Origin of the sequence: Yersinia sp. SCPM-O-B-9106 (C-191), assembly GCF_026183365.1 — a bacterium.
Lineage (GTDB): Bacteria > Pseudomonadota > Gammaproteobacteria > Enterobacterales > Enterobacteriaceae > Yersinia > Yersinia rochesterensis.
The window spans coordinates 2,869,747-2,890,840 of sequence record NZ_CP110791.1; the positions used below are offsets into that span (position 1 = coordinate 2,869,747).

The window sequence follows — 21,094 nt, forward strand, 5'->3', positions numbered from 1 at the left end:
TTTGCTCTTACCGTGTGAGTGATTTCACACCAAATGCACTTGCAGACCGTGCTGAATCAACACATCCCCCAATGTATTGCTGCTGTCGAGCGATGAATTGTGGTAGACGTCAAACGCCTGCCCATCAATACTGCGCTGCCCAATACTGCTCCAAACGCCCTCCGGGGTATTACTGAGAGTGACTTCGCCGCCCTGCGCCCCTTTAATCAACAAATCATCCTGCGGTTTATCGGTCAGCGTTAACGCATCGTGCAAATCAAGCCGGACACTGTTGGTGCCGCTATTACCTAAATCAATGATTTCGATATGCTCCACTTTCAGCCCCAAACTGGTCAGGTTCAGTGTTTGATGCGATCCGTCTAGCAGCAAGGTATCCATTCCCAGCCCGCCATCCAGATGATTGAAATTCAAAGAGTTAACGGTGAAAGTATCTGCGCCGCTGCTGCCGGTCAGTGTTTCTCCAGAGATCACTGCGCCATCCGCCAAGTTCAGCGTGACGCCGCCGATGGTATAGCCGCCCTCTGTGACCTTGGTGGTGAGAATGCTGTCGATAGGCTCCGCCAGCGGCTCAACTAACGTGGACTTCGCCTGAGGAGAAACTGATTGCTCACTGGTGGCTGCCAGTGGGTGGTTTTCCACACTGGCTGAATGGGCGATATTCGTGTCATTGGTGACCATCATGCTGGCAGCTTGAATATCATGGTCAGCTGACAATAATTGAGTGCCGGAGCCGCCGGAAAGCAAGCCAACAGAGATTCCTTTGTAGTTACCGGCTTCGTCGGTGGCCGATACCGCCACCGTGGTGGTTAAAATGCTGACGACATTCAGCGCCTTGAGGAAAGAGCCGAAAAATTTAACATTCCAGTGACCGCTACTGTCGACCGTGCCCTCGAGGGTTTGCCCAAGTAAAGTCACACTGACTTTGGTATTGGTCAGCAGATTTAAGCTGGAGCCAGAAACCATCAGCCCGTTGACTGGCAACAACAGCAAGTTGCCAACATTGCCTAACACATCGACACTCAGTAGCGGTAAAGCATGGGTTTTCACTGTAAAATCAGTGTTAACCGAGACATTATTGCCGACCGCATCAGTAACTGAAACGCCAATTTTGGCGGAACCGTCCAACAAACCGGTCAGGACTGACGGGGTAATAGGCACACTCCAACTGCCGTCACTGCCAATGGTGCTGGTCAACACCGCCCCGCCCACCTTCACTGTGATTTGTGAGCCAGCAGCATGGGTGCTGGTGCCGGAAAGCACTTGGGCCGTGGTGGATTCAAGCCCGCTGAGATAATGGTCAGACGCAAAGAATGGGTTCAGCGTCAAAGTGGGCAAACTGATCCCGACGGTAACTGGCGCAGTGGCATTGGCGCTGTGACCGGCGGCGTTGGTTAAGCTGGCGCTGGCGGTGAAACTGCCATCCAACAACCCCGCCAACATCAATGGAGACACCGCAATGCTCCAACTGCCATCGGCTTTCACGGTAGTATTCAGTGTCAGATTGCCGACAGTCACATTCAGATTGGATCCGGCGGCAAAGGTGCTATGTCCGCTGATAGTTTGGCTGAGCAGTGCATCGGCAGCATTCAGTAAACCGTCACCGAAAATAGGATCCAATGTCAGCGTCGGCAAGCCGTTGGCTATCACACTCAACACGCCAGAATTGCTGGCCGGGTTACCCACGGCATCTTGCAGCGAAACATTTACCGTCAGTGGGCCGTCGGTCACCAGCGTTTTTAAATCAATCGGCTGGATAAGCACACTCCAGTTTCCGCCCGCCCCCACGGTCGCGAAGTAAGATTTACCATTCAGGACGACATTAATTTGAGTCCCTAGTGCCACATTGCTGGTGGTGCCACTGATGGTCTGTGCCACCAGCAAATCCGCCACACTGAGGATGCCATCACCAAAGATAGGATTGACTGACAGGGTTGGCTGGGCATGGATCAGCACATTGACCAATCCATTGGCGCTGGTGGCATTCCCGGCGCTATCAACTAATGATGCGCTGATAGTTTGGCTGCCATCCAACAATCCATTCAATATGTTGGTTGGTACCTGAACACTCCAGACACCGCCAGCCCCGACGGTCGCGGTCAATTGACTGGAGCCAACTTGCACCACGACATCCGCCCCCACAACACCATTGACCACCGTCCCGCTGATGGTTTGCTCAATTTTGCTGTCACTAATATTGAGCAGCCCGTCACCAAAAATAGGGTCCAATATCAGTTTCGGCACATTACTGATCAGCACATTGACACTGCCCGTCGCCACCCCGGTGTTGCCAGCGAGATCGGTTACAGAGACTTCCACACTCAAATTGCCATTGAGTAATGCTGTTAAATCAGCCGGTTGCAGGGTGACAGTGAAACTGCCATTCGCCGCCGTGGTGCCAAAGAATGTTTTACCGCCCAGAGTGACGTTCACCTGCGTCCCCGCATCCACCCCGCTGACCGTACCGCCAATAATTTGCGCAATCACGGTATCCGCCAGACTGAGTTTGCCGTCGCCAAAGATAGGGTTCAGCGTAATCACCGGCAGAGTGACATCCACCAGTAACGGGCGCGTGGCGGTATTCGTGTTGCCCGCAGAATCGGTTACTGTGGCCGTGACATTCAGTGAACCGGCCAGCAATCCATTCAATGTGAGGCTGTCAACCAGCACACTGAAAGTGCCATCCGTGCCGACAATTGCCGTTAAATCCGCGCCTCCCAGTTTGATGGTGACCGAAGCATTGGCGGGGATATTTTTAACTGTGCCACTAATAGTTTGATTTAACAGCAAATCAGCCGCATTCAAGATGCCGTCACCAAAGATAGGATTCAAAGTCACCAACGGCAGATTGTGCGTCAGTACCGTAATTCCCACTTGCGTATTGACGATATTACCGGCGATATCTTTCACCGAAATACCCACTTGCAAGCTACCGTCCTGCAATCCACCCAATAATGACGGCAGTAAATCTACATGCCACACCCCCCCGGCCTGCACTTGGGTGGTCAGCACTTGGGTACCGATGGTGATAGTGACGGTCGCCCCAGCGGCCACATTATTTATCACCCCACCCAGCGTTTGGGTCACGATGGACTCCGCGCCATTAAGGATGCTATCGCCACCAAACAGCGAGTCCAGGGTGCCGAAAGTCGGTAAGTTATGGGTCAGAACATTCAGCACCGGCGCAGGGAGGAGCTGCACCACGTTATTATTGGCATCCGTTACGCTGATATTCAGCGTTAACGCGCCATTGGCCAATTGGCTTAACTCTGCGGTGGGAAGTGTCAGTGTCCATTTGCCATTGGCACCCACGTCAGCAACCAGCTCATGTCCATTAATAGTGACCTTAACTTTAGCCCCTAAACCCGCACTCAATGCGGTACCGGACAAGGTTTGATCGACCAATGCACCGAGGGCATTGAGATAGCCGCCATTGAAGATCGGGTCAACAACCAGTGCCAACGCCTGATTCAGCGCCACATTCACTGTAACATTGGTGCTGCTGGGGTTACCGGCAGTGTCCGTCACACTCAACCCCACCACCAGTGGGCCATCGGCGATCCCCGCCAGATTTTGCGGCAATACATTGAGGCTCCATTTGCCATCATTGCCGACAATCGTGGTGAGCGTGGTGTTATTCAATGTCAGAGTTAAGGTTTTTCCTTCCGCTCCCAGTGCCGTGCCGGACAGTATTGATCCGAGGAGATTGCTGTTCAGTATCGGCGCAGTGACATCCAGAGTGATAAGTGCTGGGGTGGTATCAACATGAATGATGGGTTTTTGGCTAATACTGTTCCCCGCCAAGTCGGTGAGGGTCGCCGTCAGGGTGTTATCTCCCGGCGGCAGCGCCTGCAAATCAGCCGTTGGGATACTGACACTCCATTTGCCCTGTGCCCCGACCAGAGCCGAGTAATTTTTATTATTCAGCGTCACTGTCACCGTGCGCCCAATGTCATCAATTGAAGCCACCCCACTGACCAACTGTGGCGATTTAGACTCCAGCGCATTCAGGGTGTTATCACCGGCAAATGGCGAAAGTGTTAATGTCGGTGGGATGCGGTCGACCAGCAGCCCCACCTCTTCGGAAGCCGTGCCTCCCACCAATGAGACTGTTATCTGATAATCACCATCAGGGAAGTTAACTTTTGGCAATGCTACAGACCAACTGCCATCCAGCCCTATCACCAACGGCCCCCCAATAATGCTGCCATTGATATTGAGTGTGACCGCGCCACTTAGTGTATTCGTGACTTTCCCGCTGATGGTAATGGTCTGCGGATCATGGGCCGCATTGATAATATTATCGAGATTGATTGGGTCGATGGTGAGCACCACCGTCGGAGCAACAATATTAACATTGACGTTAATTGGCGCAGCGGTATTACCCACATTCCCCGCGCTATCCGTCACTGTGGCACTCAGCGGCGTATTTCCGTTCGGCAAAGTACCCAACTGAGCACTGCTCAGGGTCGTTGACCAACTGCCATTTAGCCCCACAATGGCGGTGAAATTCAGGTTGCCAAAGGTAATATTAACCTGACTCCCGACGGCCATATTGGTGGTGGTACCGCTGATGACTTGCGGTGTTTTGCTTTCATCGAAATCCAGCTCAATACCAAATGGTGGGGCAAAAATGGTGACGGTCGGCAATGTATGAGTCAGTACGCCAATCTCGAGCGAGGTGCTGCCACTGTTACCGCCGCCATCAAGCACATCGACGGTGATAGCTTGCGGCCCATCGGGAATAAGTTTTAAATCCGCCGCCAGCACCGTGAGTGTCCATATCCCCGTCACACTGTTGACATCGGCGTTATATTCCACGCCATTCAATGTCACTTTCACGGTTTGCGCGGTGTTCAGCAAACCGGTGGTGCCCGTCAATAATTGGTCGGTTCCGGCCTCGGACAGGTTCAATACCGCGCCAAACGGTGGGGTGCTGATGGTGGGCAGTGGCGGTGTCAGGAAACTGTCAAAGTTTGCCAGCCCGGTATTGCTGTTACCGGCAGAGTCGGTGACGGTGACATTGATTTGATGTTGACCATTCGTCAGGCCATTGAGCGCACCCGACGGGATAGTGACAGTCCAATGACCATTGCTGGCATCCACCACACCAGGATAGCTGATGCCGCCAATATCAATCCTCAACTGCACATCCTGATTATCGCCCTTTATTCCGGTTTTACCGGTAATGGTGGTGACGGCCCCGGCTTCGGCAATATTGATGTTGGCACCAAAAGAAAGTGTATCGACAGACGGCGTTGGCAACTGCTGTTGTGAAGTGAAAATGATAGGTTGGTCGGGCAGAATAGCCACTTCATTGCCGCCACGATCCGTGACAATGATACCAATGGTATGTGGGCCGGCCACTAAGCTGGTTAATTGCCCCGTCAGCAGAGGCAGTGACCAACTGCCATCGAGATTGGCGGTAATGGTTTTTATTAGCGTGTTATCAATGGAGATCGCCACTGTCTGTCCGCTACCTGTTATCCCGGTGCTGCCACTCAATGTCTGCCCCAGTAAAGCTTCCGTGTGGTTCAATACGCCATCGCCAAACGGTAAAATCAGTGTCGGATGCGGTAAATTGTGGATGAGCACCTCGACCTGGCTGGTCAGCGAGCCGTTATTACCCGCCGCATCTTTGGCGGTGGCCGTGACATCCCATACCCCCTCCGGCAAGGCTTTCAGCACCTCTGGCGTCAGGGTTAGTGTCCATTTACCGTCCTCGGTCACCACTGCTGCGTAGCCCGTGCCGTTGATGGTCACCGTGACCTGTTGTTTGCCGCCCACAATGCCGGTGGTGCCGGTTAATTCCCCGCCCGCCGCCGCTTCAGCCGCATTCAGAATGCCGCCAATAATCGGCCCGGCATCAAAAGTAGGATTGGGACTCAGGGTTAGCAGGGAATCAAAGTTAACGGACTCGGTATCACTGTTGCCCACCCGGTCAGTCACAGTGACGGAAATAGTGTGCGGCCCGTCGGGTAAATTATTTAATGCCCCCGCAGGCAACGTGCAAATCCAAGTGCCATCCAATGCGACGATGGCGGGGTAAGTCACCCCATCAATCTTCACGGTAATAGTTTGCCCACTGCCGGTGGCACCGGTATTCCCAGTCAAAATCTGGCTGGCGGCGGCCTCCAACTTGTTAAGATAGCCATCACCGAACGGCAAGGCCGGTAGCGTAATGTGCGGCACATTATGAATTAAGATATCCAGATCGGCGCTGACCGAAGCTTTGTTACCTGAATCCGCATCCGTGGCGTTGACAGTGACTTTGGTCATACCGTCACTCAAGCTTTGCAGGTCTGTGGCGCTGATATTGACCGACCAGATACCGGCTGAGGTGACACTGCCGCTGTAATTTTTGCCATTAATCGACACCACCACCGCCGTGCCGATATCTAAATTGCTACAGCCACCCGTCAGGGTGGCGTTGGCCCCAATTTCACTGACACTTAATATGTTATCGCCAAATAACGGCGCTACCGTCAGGGTCGGCAGAGTATGAATAGCCACATTGAGGTTGGTGATATCGTGACTTTCATTGCCCGCGCTATCCGTCACACTGACTTTCACCCCGCCCGCTAAGGGGCCATCCCCCAGCAGTAAAAGATCAGCGGAAGGAAGTGTCAGACTCCAGCTCCCATCACTTTGAACTTGAGTTTTATAGTCATGCCCATTGACGGTGACAGTCACCGTCAGCCCCGCATCACCGGCACAGGAGCCTTTCACCACCACGCCGAGCAAGGCGTCGTCCAAATTCAATACATTATCGAGGTGGGTTTGCACATCCACAGTGAGCAATGGCGGTTGAGTATCCACCGTCACATTATGGGTGGCGCTGGCAGGGTTTTGCGCCACATCATTAACACTGGCGTTAATCACATTATTGCCCTGCGGCAGCGTTTGCACATCTGCGGCCGGAACCGAAACACTCCAACTGCCGTCGGCCTGCACCACTCCTTGATAGTTTTTTCCGTGCAAATTGACCGTCACGGTTTGCCCAGCTTGCACCCGCTGACTATTGCCGCTGATGGTCAGCGCTGACTGACTTTCCTGATAATTGATGATGTCGTCACTGGTCACCGTGGAGACAGTCAATGTGGGTTGGTCCGCCAGAGTCGCAATCACCGTGACCTGATGGGTATCACTCGCTGGGTTCCCCGCCACATCCGTGACCGCCGCCTGTGCCGTGGAAGCCCCTTCCGGCAATTTACTGACATCGGCTGCTGGAACCGTCACTTGCCAGCTCCCATCACTTTGCACTGTGCCGCTGTAGGTTTTGCTATTCAGTGTCACACTGACGGTGCGCCCGGACTCGACATGACTGGAAACCCCGGTGATCAGCACGTCCTGCGTAGATTCATTCCGACTGATAAAGTTATCGCCGGAGATGGCGCTGATGGTGACTGTCGGGAGATTCGCCGGAGCAGCATCAATAGTCAGAGTCCGGTCAACGGCAGTTTGGTTACCGGCGCTATCACTGAGAGTGATACTCACCGGGTAACTTCCATCAGCCAGCCCTTGCAGCACGCTGCTGCTCAACGGAATGCTCCAACTGCCATTGGGTTGAACCAGAGCGCTGTAAGTCACGCCATTCAGTTGGATTGAGACCGTCCGCCCTGCATCGGATACTGACGCGGTACCGGTAACATTGACGGTACTTAATGCCTCGGAAGCATTAATAATGTTATCGCCACTGATGGGGTCGACCAATAAGTTTGGCGCGACTTTATCCACCGTGGCGCTACCGGTAAAGGTATTGCTGTTGCCCGCGCTATCCGTCGCCGCGACCGAAATCACCAGATTGCCATTGGGCAGATTTTGTAATTCCGCCGGTTGTAAGGTTAATTGCCAGTTGCCATTGTTATCCGCCGTCAGGGTATGGGCCACCCCACCCACCGTCACCACCACCCGTTGCCCCGCGCCACTAACACCGGTGCTGCCGGTTAATGTTTGGCTGGCGGTCACTTCCGCCGCATTGAGATAGCCATCAGCAAATGGCGTATTCAGGATTGGATTTGGCACCGATTGAGTGACCAACTTGATATTCTCGGTCACGGCGGTGGTGTTGCCGACGCTATCCTGAATGGAAATCGTGATGGGGTAAGTGCCATCGGCCAGCAAATTGAGCGTATTGGCCGGGATATTGACACTCCAACTCCCGGAGTTACCCACCGTGGTGGTGTAAGTTTGCCCATTTACTGTGACACTCACCACCGCTCCGACTTCATTGGAGGTACCAAATACCGGGACATTGGCTGCCGCTTCATTGGCATTTATCACGCCATCAGTGGCAATCGGCCCCACCGACAGTTCCGGCGGCAAGGTATCGACGGAAATGGCCGTGGATACGCTATTAGTATTGCCCGCCACATCAGTAACTTGCACTGTAATTGACTGCCCGCCTTGCGCCAAGCCTTGCAGCACTGCGGGTGGTAAAGTCAATGACCACTGGCCGTCATTGCCGACTGACGCCGGATAAGTTTTGCCGCCCACGGTCACTGTCACCGTCTGCCCAGCCCCCGTGACACCGGTGCTCCCATTGATGCTTTGGCTGACATTCGCCTCTGTTTGGGTGAGAGTGCCATCCCCAAAGGGCTGGTTGGTCACTGCGGCGGGCAGATTATGGATATAGATCCCGAGAGAACTGCTGGAGGACACCGTGTTGCCCGCGCTGTCTGTCGCGGTTGCGGTCAGAGTGGCGTTGCCATCAGCTAGCAAAACTAAATCTCCGGCGGGCAATTTCAGACTCCAGTTCCCCGCCGCGCCGGTGGTCGTGGTGTAAGTTTTTCCATTCAGCGTCAGAATAATCGTCTGATTGGCATTCAAATTACTAGAGGTGCCATTCACCGTAATGCCCGCCGCCGCTTCTTGCGCATTGATCAGGTTGTCGCCAGTCAGTGGGCTGATACCAATCCCACTTTGAGCATTGTTGACAATAATACTGTGGTTAGCGCTGGCCGAATTCCCATTGATGTCACTGACCGTCGCAGTAATGTTCGCCATGCCATTGGTCAGCAAAGCTAAATCTCCGACGGGGATATTGGTGCTCCAATGACCCGCAGAATCGACAGTTGCGCTGTAAGTTTTGCCATTAAGAGTGACAGTAATCACGCGCCCGGCTTCAATTCCGGTCGTGCTGCCGCTGACAGTCTGGCTCACTTTCTGTTCAGCACCATCCAGAATATTATTACCGGCAAAAGTATTAATCGTCAGTGTTGGGAAATTGCGTGGGTCAGCATCCAAGGTGACATTCTGTGTCACCGTCGTGCTATTGCCCGCCGCATCCTGAACTTGCGTGCTGACCACATAGCGCCCATCACTGAGGGAGGACAGCGCGCCGGCGGGGATAGCGACACTCCAGCTACCATTGGGCTGCACCAGCGCGGAGTATGTCTGCCCCGCGAAAGTCACTTTTACGGTAGCGCCAATTTCCGTGCTGTTGCCATTAATCGCAACACTTGCGGCAGCTTCAGTGCCATTGATAATGTTGTCAGTCGCGATAGGCAATACCGACAAACTGGGCGCTTGAGTATCCACTTTAAATTGGGTGCTCAGCGTATTGCTATTCCCCGCGACGTCACTGGCGGTTATCACCAGCGGTTGATTGCCTTGCCCCAATCCTTGCAGCACATTGACCGGCACAGACAATGACCAAGTGCCGTCGGCAGCAACTGTGGCAGAGTAAGTCACACCGCCGAATTTCACACTCACCTGCTGACCACTGCCCGTCACGCCGGTGCTGCCTTTCAAGGTCTGGCCGAGGGCCGCTTCCGCAATATTGAGGGTGCCGTCGCCAAAAGGAAGCGCCAGACTGGCCGTCGGCAATGTATGGGTGTAAATCCCCAATGTTGCCGAGCTATTTATCGCGTGGCCCGTGGCATCCGTGGTGCTGGCGGATAATGTCACTTTGCCATCGGCTAATTGAGCCAGATCGCCCGCGGGGATCTGCGCATGCCAAAGACCACCGGCCCCGACCTTCGCTGTATAAGTTTTACCATTCAATGTCAGGGTGATAGTTTGCCCGCTATTCACATTGAAAGTCGTCCCACTGACAGTGACCCCTGCTGCGGCTTCAGCCGCATTAATCAGGTTATCGCCAGTAATTGGATTAATGCCCAGCCCCGCTAACTTATCATTGACGGTAATGACATGAGTTTCAGTGGCAAAATTACCGCTGACATCGGTGACGGTGGCGGTGATATTGGCATTGCCGTTCGCCAGCAGAGCCAAATCAGCGGCGCTGACTTTAGCACTCCAACTACCCTCTGCGGCGACAGTGGCGGTGTAAGTTTTGCCATTCAGCAAGATAGTCACCACCCGGCCCGCTTCCACTTTGGTGGTCGTGCCGCTGATTATTTGGTCAACCCGCTGTTCTGCGCCATCCAAAATATTGTTACCCGCAAAGGTATTGATGGCGATTGTGGGGAAATTAGCCGGATTGGCATCCAACGTCACATTGGTGGTGACGTGGGTTGTGTTGCCAGCCGCATCAGTGACAGTGGCCGTTAAGGGATAGCGGCCATCAGCTATGCCCGATAACGCACCGGCAGGAATATCGACATGCCAGGAACCATTCGCCATCACCACCGCTGAATAGGTTTTCCCTTTGTAAGTGATAGTGACGGTGGCACCAATTTCAGAACTGCGGCCACTGAGGGTTATCGGAGCTGCGGCTTCAATGGCATTAATGATGCCGTCACCGGCCACAGTATTGAGTGTCAGTGTCGGCGCTTGAGTATCCACCTTGACGGTTAATGAATGTGTATTACTGTTGCCCGCCACATCACTGGCAGTCACCAGTAGCGGGATATTTCCCTGCCCGAGCGCTTGCAAAGCCGCCGTGGGGAAAGTCAGTGACCAACTGCCATCCAGGGCCACTTTCGGATGGTAAGTCACGCCATTAAAACTCACCGTCACGGTCTGACCGGCCCCCTTGACCCCCGTGGTTCCGTGAAGTATTTGATCGGCATTGACCTCTGCGCTATTCAGTTTTCCATCACCAAAAGGCGTACTAAAGGTGGCGACCGGCAGATTATGGATGTAAATCCCTAGTGGTAAGCTGGCGTCTGGCAAACCGGCGGCTTGTACTGTTAAGGTGATGGCCCCATCCGCGAGTTGCGCTAAATTCCCTTTCGGAATAAGGACGCTCCAGTTGCCATTGGCATCCACGATGCCGGTATAAGAAACCCCATTTAGCACCACGGTTACCGGCGTATTCACCGCCAAACCTGCCGAGGTGCCAGTGACCGTCAGGTCAGTCTGCGCTTCATTGGCATTAATCAGGTTATCGCCCGCGACGGGATTTATCCCCAAACCGCCCTGTGTGCTATCGACAATAAAAGAGCCGTCTTTGCTGGCAAGATTACCGGCCGCATCAGTGACTTGTGCATGAATAGTGGCGGAACCATTGGCGAGCATGGCCAAATCGGCGGGTGGTATCTGAGTGCTCCATTTACCGTCGGCCCCAACAGTGGCGGCATAGGTCTTATTATTCAGTGTGATGAGCACCAGCCGACCCGCTTCAATATGGGTAGTTTCGCCACTTAGTGTTTGGCTGACTTTCTGCTCTGCACCATTCAGATGATTGTCATTGGCGAAAGTATTTATCAGCAAGGTTGGCAAGTTGGCAGGATCGGCATCAATAATGACATTCCCGCTAACACTAGTGCGGTTACCGGCACTGTCGCTCACCGTGGCGGATATAGATTGTGAGCCGTCAGCTAACCCAACCAATGCACTGGCCGGAACATTGACACTCCAGCGACCATCACTTTGCACTGTGCCGGTATAGGTTTTTCCGTGAAATGTCACCGTCACCGTTGCGCCAATGGCTGATGATGTCCCGCTAATGGCGACCGGCATTTTGGCCTCGGAGGCATTAATAATGCCGTCACCGGCGACCGGGGAAAGAGTCAATGTGGGCGCGGTAGTATCAACCACCACAGTGATAGTTTGCTCTACAGTCTGACCGCTACCATTCGCGACGGTGACGACGACGTTATAGTTGCCATCATGCAAGCCTTGCAGCACGGAAGAGGGGAGCAAAACACGCCACGAACCATCCGCTTCGACTTTCGCCGTGTAGGTCGTGCCGTTAATTTGTATATTAACCACTTGCCCTGCCGCGATGCCAGTTGTCGTGCCGCTCAATGTTTGGCTGGTTTTCACTTCATTGCCATTGAGGAAGTTATCGCCCGTCAATGGGTTAACTTTCAAGGTCGGGCCGGCAGGCGGATCGATATTACCGCCTGAACTGCTGCCACCTGAGTGACTATTACTGCTGTGTGATGCGGCGATACCAATCCCGCCCGCAATCGCGAGGAAGCCCAAAGCCCCCGCCAATAGCCCGGCGGAACCGGCACTGCTGTTTAACGCCAAGCCAGCCACACTGTCGATGACTGTCAATTGCGGAACCAGGGTCGCATCACCCGCGCCAGCCCCCATGACTAGCGGGAAAGTGACCTGCACCGGCGGATTAACGCCGTCATCAAACACTAACTCACTGTAATGCCCTTCTGCGTCCATGGTAAAAAAGTGCTGATAGCGCGTAGTAGTGCCGTTTTTCATGTGCAAAATCAGGTCATTGCCCTGACGCTCATAGCGGGCGACGCTTTCGGCCGTGCCATGAATCCGCACAATGCTCAGCCCGTTAAGCGCCACAACTGACGGGTTGCTAGCAACCTCTGTAATCAATGCCCCATTTTGCCGCGAAATAATATCAATTGCGCCAACCGTTGAATTCGCCATGGATAACCTCAAAAATCAAGCAAGACGCTATCTCCGCGTAAGAGCTTATCGGGGGGGCCTGATAAGTCGGACGTAGGAGGGTCAATAAACACCTCAGTCAAGAGGGCTTAAGCTTATTTCTGGTGTGATGAGTAACAGCAAAAAAATCAGTGCGACCTATCTTTATACTTATTTTTTTAATGTGATCTTGAACAACAAGCTGGCGGACACGATTTAAATATAAGTAGATATCTTTAAAACTGTAAAATAAAATTTTTCATTTATGCTGTAAGCATTAATAAACCAAATAATAAACACACGAAAAAAAACGAAGTAACCACTCAATTAAAAAAACAAAATATATTGATAAACAAGCAAATTAATCGTTTCAGCCAGAAGCCGTGATGCATAAGAAAAACAAAGCCACCCTTATAATTAACAAATATAAATGATGAATAAAATTAATGAATTTGATTAACACTTTAGCAACATCGGCCCGTATGAATTCAAGCATAGTTAAGATTTATTGGATTGTTATGATGAATCTTTCGATTGATTAATATTTGAACTATGTGGCGCTGTAACGGGCAGACTCATACATAAGATGACCAAGTATTGTGATAATCCAGATAAATCCCTTCGACCCGCATTTCTCTTTGTGATAGAAACGTCTGTCTATATTTATTATTTGTATCAATCGCAGATCCTATACCTCATGACCGCCAAAACACGTCAATCCACATTGCAGCCAGGTGTTGCACAGCAAATCTCGACTCGGCTCGCATTTTTTATCTCTGGATTAGGGATGGCTGCCTGGGCGCCGTTAGTCCCCTTTGCCAAGGAACGTATTGGTCTGAATGATGCTTCACTGGGTCTACTGTTATTGTGTATTGGTGTCGGTTCGATGCTCGCAATGCCCTTGACTGGTGTGCTAACCGCCAAATGGGGGTGTCGGGCGGTGATTTTATTGGCTGGGGCGGTTCTGTGTCTTGACCTTCCCTTGCTGGTTTTGATGAATACTCCCGTCACGATGGCGTTCGCCTTGTTAGTCTTCGGTGCGGCGATGGGCATAATAGATGTCGCGATGAATATTCAGGCGGTCATTGTTGAGAAAGCGAGTGGCCGGGCGATGATGTCCGGCTTCCACGGGTTATTCAGCGTCGGCGGAATTGCTGGCGCGGGCGGTGTGAGCGCATTATTGTGGCTCGGTTTAAGCCCCCTGACAGCCATTCTTGCCACTGTCGCGTTAATGATTATCTTATTACTGACTGCCAATAAAAACCTGTTACAGGGCAGCGGAGAGCCACATGATGGCCCCCTCTTTGTCCTCCCTCGTGGATGGGTGATGTTTATCGGCTTTTTATGCTTTGTGATGTTCCTGGCTGAAGGCTCAATGCTCGACTGGAGTGCAGTCTTCCTGACCACACTGCGCGGTATGGATCCCTCGCAAGCCGGTATGGGTTATGCGGTATTTGCCATTGCCATGACACTGGGCCGTTTAAATGGTGATCGGATAGTCAACGGATTGGGCCGATACAAGGTATTATTAGGAGGGAGCTTATGTGCAGCAGTGGGGATTATTACCGCGATAAGCATTGATAACTCAATTGCGGCTCTTATTGGCTTTATGCTCGTGGGGTTAGGCGCATCAAATGTGGTGCCTATCCTGTTTACCGCTGCGGGTAACCAAACCGTGATGCCAGCTAATTTAGCCGTCGCATCCATCACCACCATCGGTTATGCCGGTATTCTGGCAGGCCCTGCGGCAATTGGTTTTGTCGCCCAGGTCAGTAATTTATCGGTCGCTTTTGGCTGCGTGGCGCTGTTGTTGCTGACCGTCACTGCCAGCGCCAGAGCCGTCACGCGCTAACCAAGGGAACTGCATTATCTTTATGCAAAATAACTCGTTATCACCCAGTTCAGCTAACATTACACGGTGTTTCTGGCTGTTTATCGTATTGCTGCTCATCTCGATTGGGCTGTATGGTTACAACTATACCAATGCTTACCTGACAGAAAAAAAACACACATTGGCCTATATTGCCACCGGTTTGCAGCAGCGTATTGATGATTATCGTTACCATACCTACCAAATATACGATTTTGCCAACACCCCAGACATCTCGGATAAGAATATTCTCAACGTCCAAGAAACCCGCCTGCGTCCTGATATTTATTATATTGAAAAGCCACGCAAAAAAACTGACGCCGTCATTTTTGGTAATCATAACCCCGCGACACTGCCTATGACTTTGCAGTTGTCGGACTATCTCGACAATCATTGGGGAGCCCAGAATGATACTTACTCGATGTATTATCTTAATGGTCAGGACAATAGCCTGGTGCTCATTACCACACAGCCGTTAAAAGAAGTTACATCGCGTTTTAAAGAGAGCTACCTGACCGCCGCCTCAGAGTCTCGGCGTGCAGAAATGCTACAACAGGCCAATACATTAGATGAGCGTGAGAGTTTCTCGCCATTGAGAAAATTACGCTTCCAGAATGCTTACTATTTTACTATCCGGACCACCTTTAACCATCCCGGCCATTTGGCCACGGTCATTGCCTTTGATCTGCCAATTAATGACTTAATCCCGCCGAATATGGCACGAGCGAACTTTCTCCTCCAACCCGACAATACCCCTATTAATGAAGGTGTGGCACCTGAGGACACCGCCACGGCCAGTGTAGCGTTAAATGGCTATTGGGTTGAAGTTTCTGCACCACTGGCTAACACCTCACTGAAAATTGTTTATCGTGTTCCTGTTACAGTGTTAGCCATTGATTTATTGAGGAATAACTTCTGGTTGATCCTGACCAATATTTTACTGTTATTCCTGGCAATCTTAGGGGCCTATTTAGCTCGCCGCCAATTTGTTCGCCCAAGTTCAGATATGATTGAGCAATTAGAGGCCCAAAAATTACTGAGTCAGGAAATCATTACCAGCTTACCGCAAGGGCTATTAGTCTATAACTTCAGCAATAATGCCGTTGTCGCCAGTAATCAGATAGCTGATAACCTGATGCCGCACCTTAACCTGCAAAAAATTGCTCACATGGCGGAACAACACCACGGGGTAATTCAGGGCACCGTGAACAATGAAGTTTACGAAATCCGAATATTCCGCAGCCAGTTTTCGCCCGAAACCTACCTGTTCTTGCTTCATGATCAAGATAAAGAAGTCTTGGTCAATAAACGCCTGCAACAAGCAAGGCGGGAATATGACAAAAGTCTTCAAGCGCGTAAGCTTATGTTGCATAACCTTGGGATTGAACTGAATCAGCCCCTAACTAGCCTCCATCAGACGGCTAAAGCATTACAAAACACCGCTGACTTAGCACTGCGATATGAACTGGCGGCTAAATTAGTAGAACAATCTGAAAGTATTATTGAGCTGGTTGATAATATTACCCTGCTTACTCGCCTGGAAACCCAAGACTGGCAACCTGAACAACATAGTTTCTCCCTGTCAGCATTAATCGATGGCCTCCTGCTGGAGATCCTCCCAGCGATTAATCAGAAAGGCTTAACTCTGTTTAATCACTATCTTGTTGATCTTGAGCAAAATTATATAGGCGATGAAAAAGTATTACGGAAAATACTTTCATTACTGCTGCATTATTCTGTTATTACGACGGCTTACGGCAAGATTACCCTTAATGTCGGCCATGAGCCTGGACATCCAGAACAACTGATTATCCAAATAACCGATACCGGCGCAGGTATTTCTGATGAAGAGATTAGTAATCTTAATTATCCTTTCCTCAGCCAAACATTGGCCGACAGATACAATCACAGCTCGGGGTTAACCTTCTTTTTATGTAACCAATTATGTAAGAAATTAAACGGCCAATTAGAGATCCGTAGCAAAGTTGATATAGGTACTCGTTATACAATCCGAGTTACTATTGCTATCCAAAATGAGCAAGAGGAGGAGCAAGAGAAATTATTGGATGGTGTGACGGTATTATTAGATATAACGTCGGAAGAAGTGCGTTCTATCATCACAACATTATTGAATTCATTCGGCGCTAACTGCATCATTGTTGATGACCGCTTGCCGGGACGAGACTATGATGTAACCGTGACAGATAACCCACAACACTATGATAAATTTACCTTATTACTGGCACCTGACGAAATAGGAATACAACAGTTGCAGGATAATTATATTCGGGTAAATTATAATTTAGGTAGTGCAGTCATTGATGCAATATTATTATTAATTGAACAGCAAATTTTATCAGACGAATCCAACTATGAGTCTGAATCCATTGCTGATGGTGATATAAACACATACAAACAACAACTAAAGTCCAGTGACTATTATTCCTTATTTGTTGAGACAGTACCGGTAGATCTGAAGAAACTGTATACTGAACTTCAGCAACGTGATTTCATATCGCTTTCGCAGACCGCACATCGATTGAAAGGCGTATTTGCTATGTTGAACTTGCATCTCGGCAAACAACTATGTGAAACATTAGAACAGCATATCGCAGATGGCGATCGGTTGAAGATCGAAAATAGCATCAGTCAAATTGATTCTTTCGTCACCAGACTGTTGCAGCAAGGTAACCCATAACCATGAACAACCTTAATGTAATTATTGCTGATGACCATCCAATTGTTTTGTTTGGCATCCGAAAATCGCTCGAACAAATTGAGTGGGTAAATGTTGTTGGGGAGTTTGAAGACTCAACAGCGCTTATTAATAATTTGTCTAAGCTTGATGCCAACGTGCTAATTACCGACCTCTCCATGCCTGGAGATAAGTACGGTGATGGCATCACATTGATAAAATATATAAAACGACATTACCCGGATTTAGCCATAATTGTACTAACGATGAATAATAACCCGGCTATTCTCAGTTCAGTTTTGGACTTGGACATTGACGGGATTGTATTAAAACAAGGTGCTCCCGCTGATTTACCTAAGGCTTTGGCAGCATTACAGAAAGGGAAAAAATTCACTCCTGAAAGTGTGGCCAAACTGCTGGAGAAAATCAGCGCTAATGGCTACGGTGATAAACGTTTATCACCGAAAGAAAGTGAGGTTTTACGGTTATTTGCTGAAGGTTTCCTGGTTACTGAGATTGCCAGAAAACTTAATCGCAGCATTAAAACTATCAGCAGCCAGAAAAAGTCGGCGATGCTGAAACTGGGCGTGGATAATGATATTGCCCTGTTAAACTACCTTTCATCTGTCACTATTGGACAAGATAAAGAATAACTTCTGTTCCCCAACCCGGCATTGCTCAGCAGCGCCGGGTTTATTATCCCTTTCATATTTGAAACTACAACTTCAAGCTCGACACCATAAGCCAAAGTAATTGGAGTTGCAGGTAGGCAGCCAAGGAGCAAATCCCAATGAGCCTATTTATTTTAAGGTCAATGGCTAGTAAGTGATTTGGGTGAGCGAGTGTAGCTAACAACCCTACAGCTTCAAGTACAAAGGCTTTAACGGGTTTTTCGCACCTTATCGCCATAATATCGCAGCATCTGGCGCAAAGTATCCAATGTGACTGGCTTAGATAAACAGTTATCCATACCGGCTTCAATACAGCGCTGTTTACCTTCCGCCAATGCATTGGCAGTGACACCGATTACTGGGAAATTATGATTCAGTTGCCGTAAGCGCTGTGTCAGACGATAACCATCCATATTCGGCATATTCACATCAGTCAGCACAATATCAACTCTATTGGCACTCAACACTGCCAGAGCATCCAACCCATCATTCGCCGTAATGACCCGATAACCTAAGGTCGTCAGCTGATCAGCCAATAACCGCCGATTAATCGGATGGTCATCCACCACTAGGATTTGCAGATCATCATTATCATCCTGATTGGTTTTCACTGGTGGTAACGCAAGTGGAGCTTCTTCAACTAGTTGCGGTTCCAGCAATATACGGTCCAATAACGGGATAATTTCCAGCAATGTGGCGGTACTCAATAGCCAATAACCGGGCCGTGTTTCTTGTGGCAAACCAATATGATCAATGGATATCTGAATCCAGGTCGATAATGGCGCGTTTATTTGTGGCAAGTAATCACAAATAAGCACTTGATCCTGTAGCGTTTGCTCATTGCTATAGCGTTGAATAGTGGCACCGAAATGGCTTAAAAGATCGAGTAAATAGCTTTCCAAGCGGGCATTGCGAATATCCAACCACAATATTTTTCCTTGCCAGCGATCACTCTCCGGCAAAACTGCATTTTGGGCCTGATACTGATTTTCTTTCAAATACAAAGGAATACGAATAGCAAAAATGCTGCCTATTCCCAGTTCAGAAACCACCTCGACATCGCCGTCCATCAAGTTGATCAATTTCTCACAAATTGCCAACCCTAAACCGGTTCCTTGGAAATGGCGCTGCACCCCGGTTCCTACCTGGAAGAAAGGATCAAATAACTGATTTATCTCACGTGAGTTAATACCCACACCGGTATCCCGCACACGGAATTCCAGATAATAACCGCGCACCCTGACTTGCAAAATAATGCAGCCAGTATCGGTAAATTTAATAGCGTTATTCAGCAAGTTAGAAATAACTTGTTGCAGACGAACTGCATCACCCACCATCATCCGTGGAACATTCGGTTCAATAAAACAGTACAAACCTAAGCGCTTCTTCACCACCAGCGGTAAATAGTTCGCCGTGATATGTGTTATTACCTCGACAGTAGAAAATTCGCTCGGCTCAATTTTCAGTTGCTCAGATTCTATTTTAGAGAAATCGAGAATATCACTGATAATTTTGAGTAGTAGTCCGGACGAATTGTTCATTGCTGTCACCAGCCGGTCAACCCCCTGTGGTAACTCTTTAGTTTGTAATAAATCGAGATTGCCGATAATGCCATACAATGGGGTGCGCAGCTCGTGACTGACGGTCGCCAAAAACATGGATTTCGATTGGCTGGCCTGCTCTGCCGCCGCCGCCATTTCCTGCAATGACTCTTCCATTTTCACTCGTGAACTGACATCCACCAGCACACAAATCGCCACATTTTCATTACGATAGCGGGAGTGAACAAAGCTGATTTGTAGATTGTTATTATTACTGGTCATCACATCAACAAAGTTTGCCTGCTGCTCACAAATAATGCGGGTAATACGTTCACGATCCTCATTTGTCAGTAAATTAATATAGTTATGCGCTAGTTCGTTACTGAGGATATTGGTGCCATCGCTAATGCGTAATATAGAAATACCCACCGGCGCAGAAGCAACAATTTTACGGTTAAATTGTTCATGTTCTTCCAGCCGCAAAGCATTATCTTCAGCCGGATGGAACATTTTCCGTTCAAATAACCAGGCCAGAGTGAATATCACCACAGCAGATAATGCATTCAGCAATAATGCATTAAAAATTAATAGCTTGAATATGTCTATTATGGTTCTGACCGGCAAGGAATAAGCAATACTGAGAGGGGACGGCAGTAAGTTCTTTTTCAGGATCAGATAATTATAATCATCTACATAACCGAAATAAGAGGCTGAATCAGGATAATCATCCAACATTGAAGCGTAGCGCTCCCCAGTTGCCAGGCGCAATACAGGCTCATTATTTTCATCCAGCAAAGTCACACCAACGGGTAATGGTCCAGGAGAGATGAAATCCTCCAGCCGGATAGTCTGTTCTGTCCCCACCAATGCTTCTAATTTATTACCCACATAAAGCGGGCTTAGCACATATAAAGTGCCAATTTCAGGCCGCACACCGGGAACAACCCAATACAGTGGGCTGTCTTTATCCTGATTATTTGCCTCACGATATTTTGCAATGTGTTCATTCAAAGACTTGAGCAGACTCTCTTGATCCATCGGAACATTTCGAATATCGAAATCCACCATACACATGGTGTCGCTGCCAATAAAAAATATCCGATTAAGGTCATAGGCGGCTGCAAAATTCTCTTTCCAATACAAGATAAGGTTGCTGAGAGAATCTAATGATGAGTGACGGGACGCATTAAGTGTGGTGCAATCGGCCGCTGAATTAAGTGGGTAATATTTGGGCGTAGCGTTATTTTTAATAAATGCGCCAGCCGTGATATCACTGCTCGCTGTATTGTGGTTTAACCTGTTTTCCGCCATATATTTGATATCACGGATAATATCGGAAGAATGACGAATGTAACTCTGTGCTAAATCGAAGTTAGTATTATATTCCTGACGAATATCAGATTTTTTCTCGTTAAGGATGTTCAGGATATAAAAAGTGGTCAGCAGTGCGCCAAGAGACCATAACATGACGGCCAATACCCGAAATAGGTAACGGGAGATTTTCAGTGTCGTGCGAAATGAAGAAAGATATTTCAATCTGATACCATGGTGAAAGCATCGCCTGGCAGGCTGC

General features: G+C 49.6%; 5 protein-coding genes. 3 read left to right on the forward strand and 2 right to left on the reverse strand.

What is annotated here, in order from left to right:
* Positions 1–24 precede the first annotated feature (24 nt).
* Positions 25–12,747, reverse strand: coding sequence for an Ig-like domain-containing protein (locus OP863_RS13190; protein ID WP_265525385.1), 12,723 nt, complete (start codon positions 12,745–12,747; stop codon positions 25–27).
* A 694-nt stretch (positions 12,748–13,441) separates the two neighbouring features.
* Between OP863_RS13190 and OP863_RS13195 the strand changes: the two genes are divergently transcribed.
* The 3 genes from OP863_RS13195 to rcsB are packed head-to-tail and all read left to right on the forward strand — an operon-like array spanning position 13,442 to position 17,962.
* Positions 13,442–14,596 carry an MFS transporter gene (locus OP863_RS13195; RefSeq protein WP_038631892.1) on the forward strand — a complete coding sequence of 385 codons (1,155 nt, stop codon included), beginning with the start codon at positions 13,442–13,444 and terminating at the stop codon, positions 14,594–14,596.
* Between the two features lie 22 nt (positions 14,597–14,618).
* Complete coding sequence (gene rcsD, locus OP863_RS13200) at positions 14,619–17,312, forward strand: phosphotransferase RcsD (RefSeq protein WP_038631890.1); 2,694 nt, start codon at positions 14,619–14,621, stop codon at positions 17,310–17,312.
* A gap of 2 nt (positions 17,313–17,314) precedes the next feature.
* Positions 17,315–17,962, forward strand: a complete 648-nt coding sequence (gene rcsB, locus OP863_RS13205) for a response regulator transcription factor RcsB (RefSeq protein ID WP_004389433.1) — start codon at positions 17,315–17,317, stop codon at positions 17,960–17,962.
* Between the two features lie 227 nt (positions 17,963–18,189).
* Here the strand turns inward: rcsB and rcsC are convergent, their stop codons facing one another.
* Positions 18,190–21,057 (reverse strand): two-component system sensor histidine kinase RcsC, encoded by a 2,868-nt coding sequence (rcsC, locus tag OP863_RS13210; protein WP_265525386.1) that lies wholly within the window; start codon positions 21,055–21,057, stop codon positions 18,190–18,192.
* Between the last annotated feature and the right edge of the window lie 37 nt (positions 21,058–21,094).

Bases quoted from the DNA above. Each gene is read 5' to 3' on its own strand.
- rcsB (WP_004389433.1), top strand. From the start codon at position 17,315: ATGAACAACCTTAATGTAATTATTGCTGATGACCATCCAATTGTTTTG.
- OP863_RS13190 (WP_265525385.1), bottom strand. From the start codon at position 12,747: ATGGCGAATTCAACGGTTGGCGCAATTGATATTATTTCGCGGCAAAAT.
- rcsD (WP_038631890.1), top strand. From the start codon at position 14,619: ATGCAAAATAACTCGTTATCACCCAGTTCAGCTAACATTACACGGTGT.
- OP863_RS13195 (WP_038631892.1), top strand. From the start codon at position 13,442: ATGACCGCCAAAACACGTCAATCCACATTGCAGCCAGGTGTTGCACAG.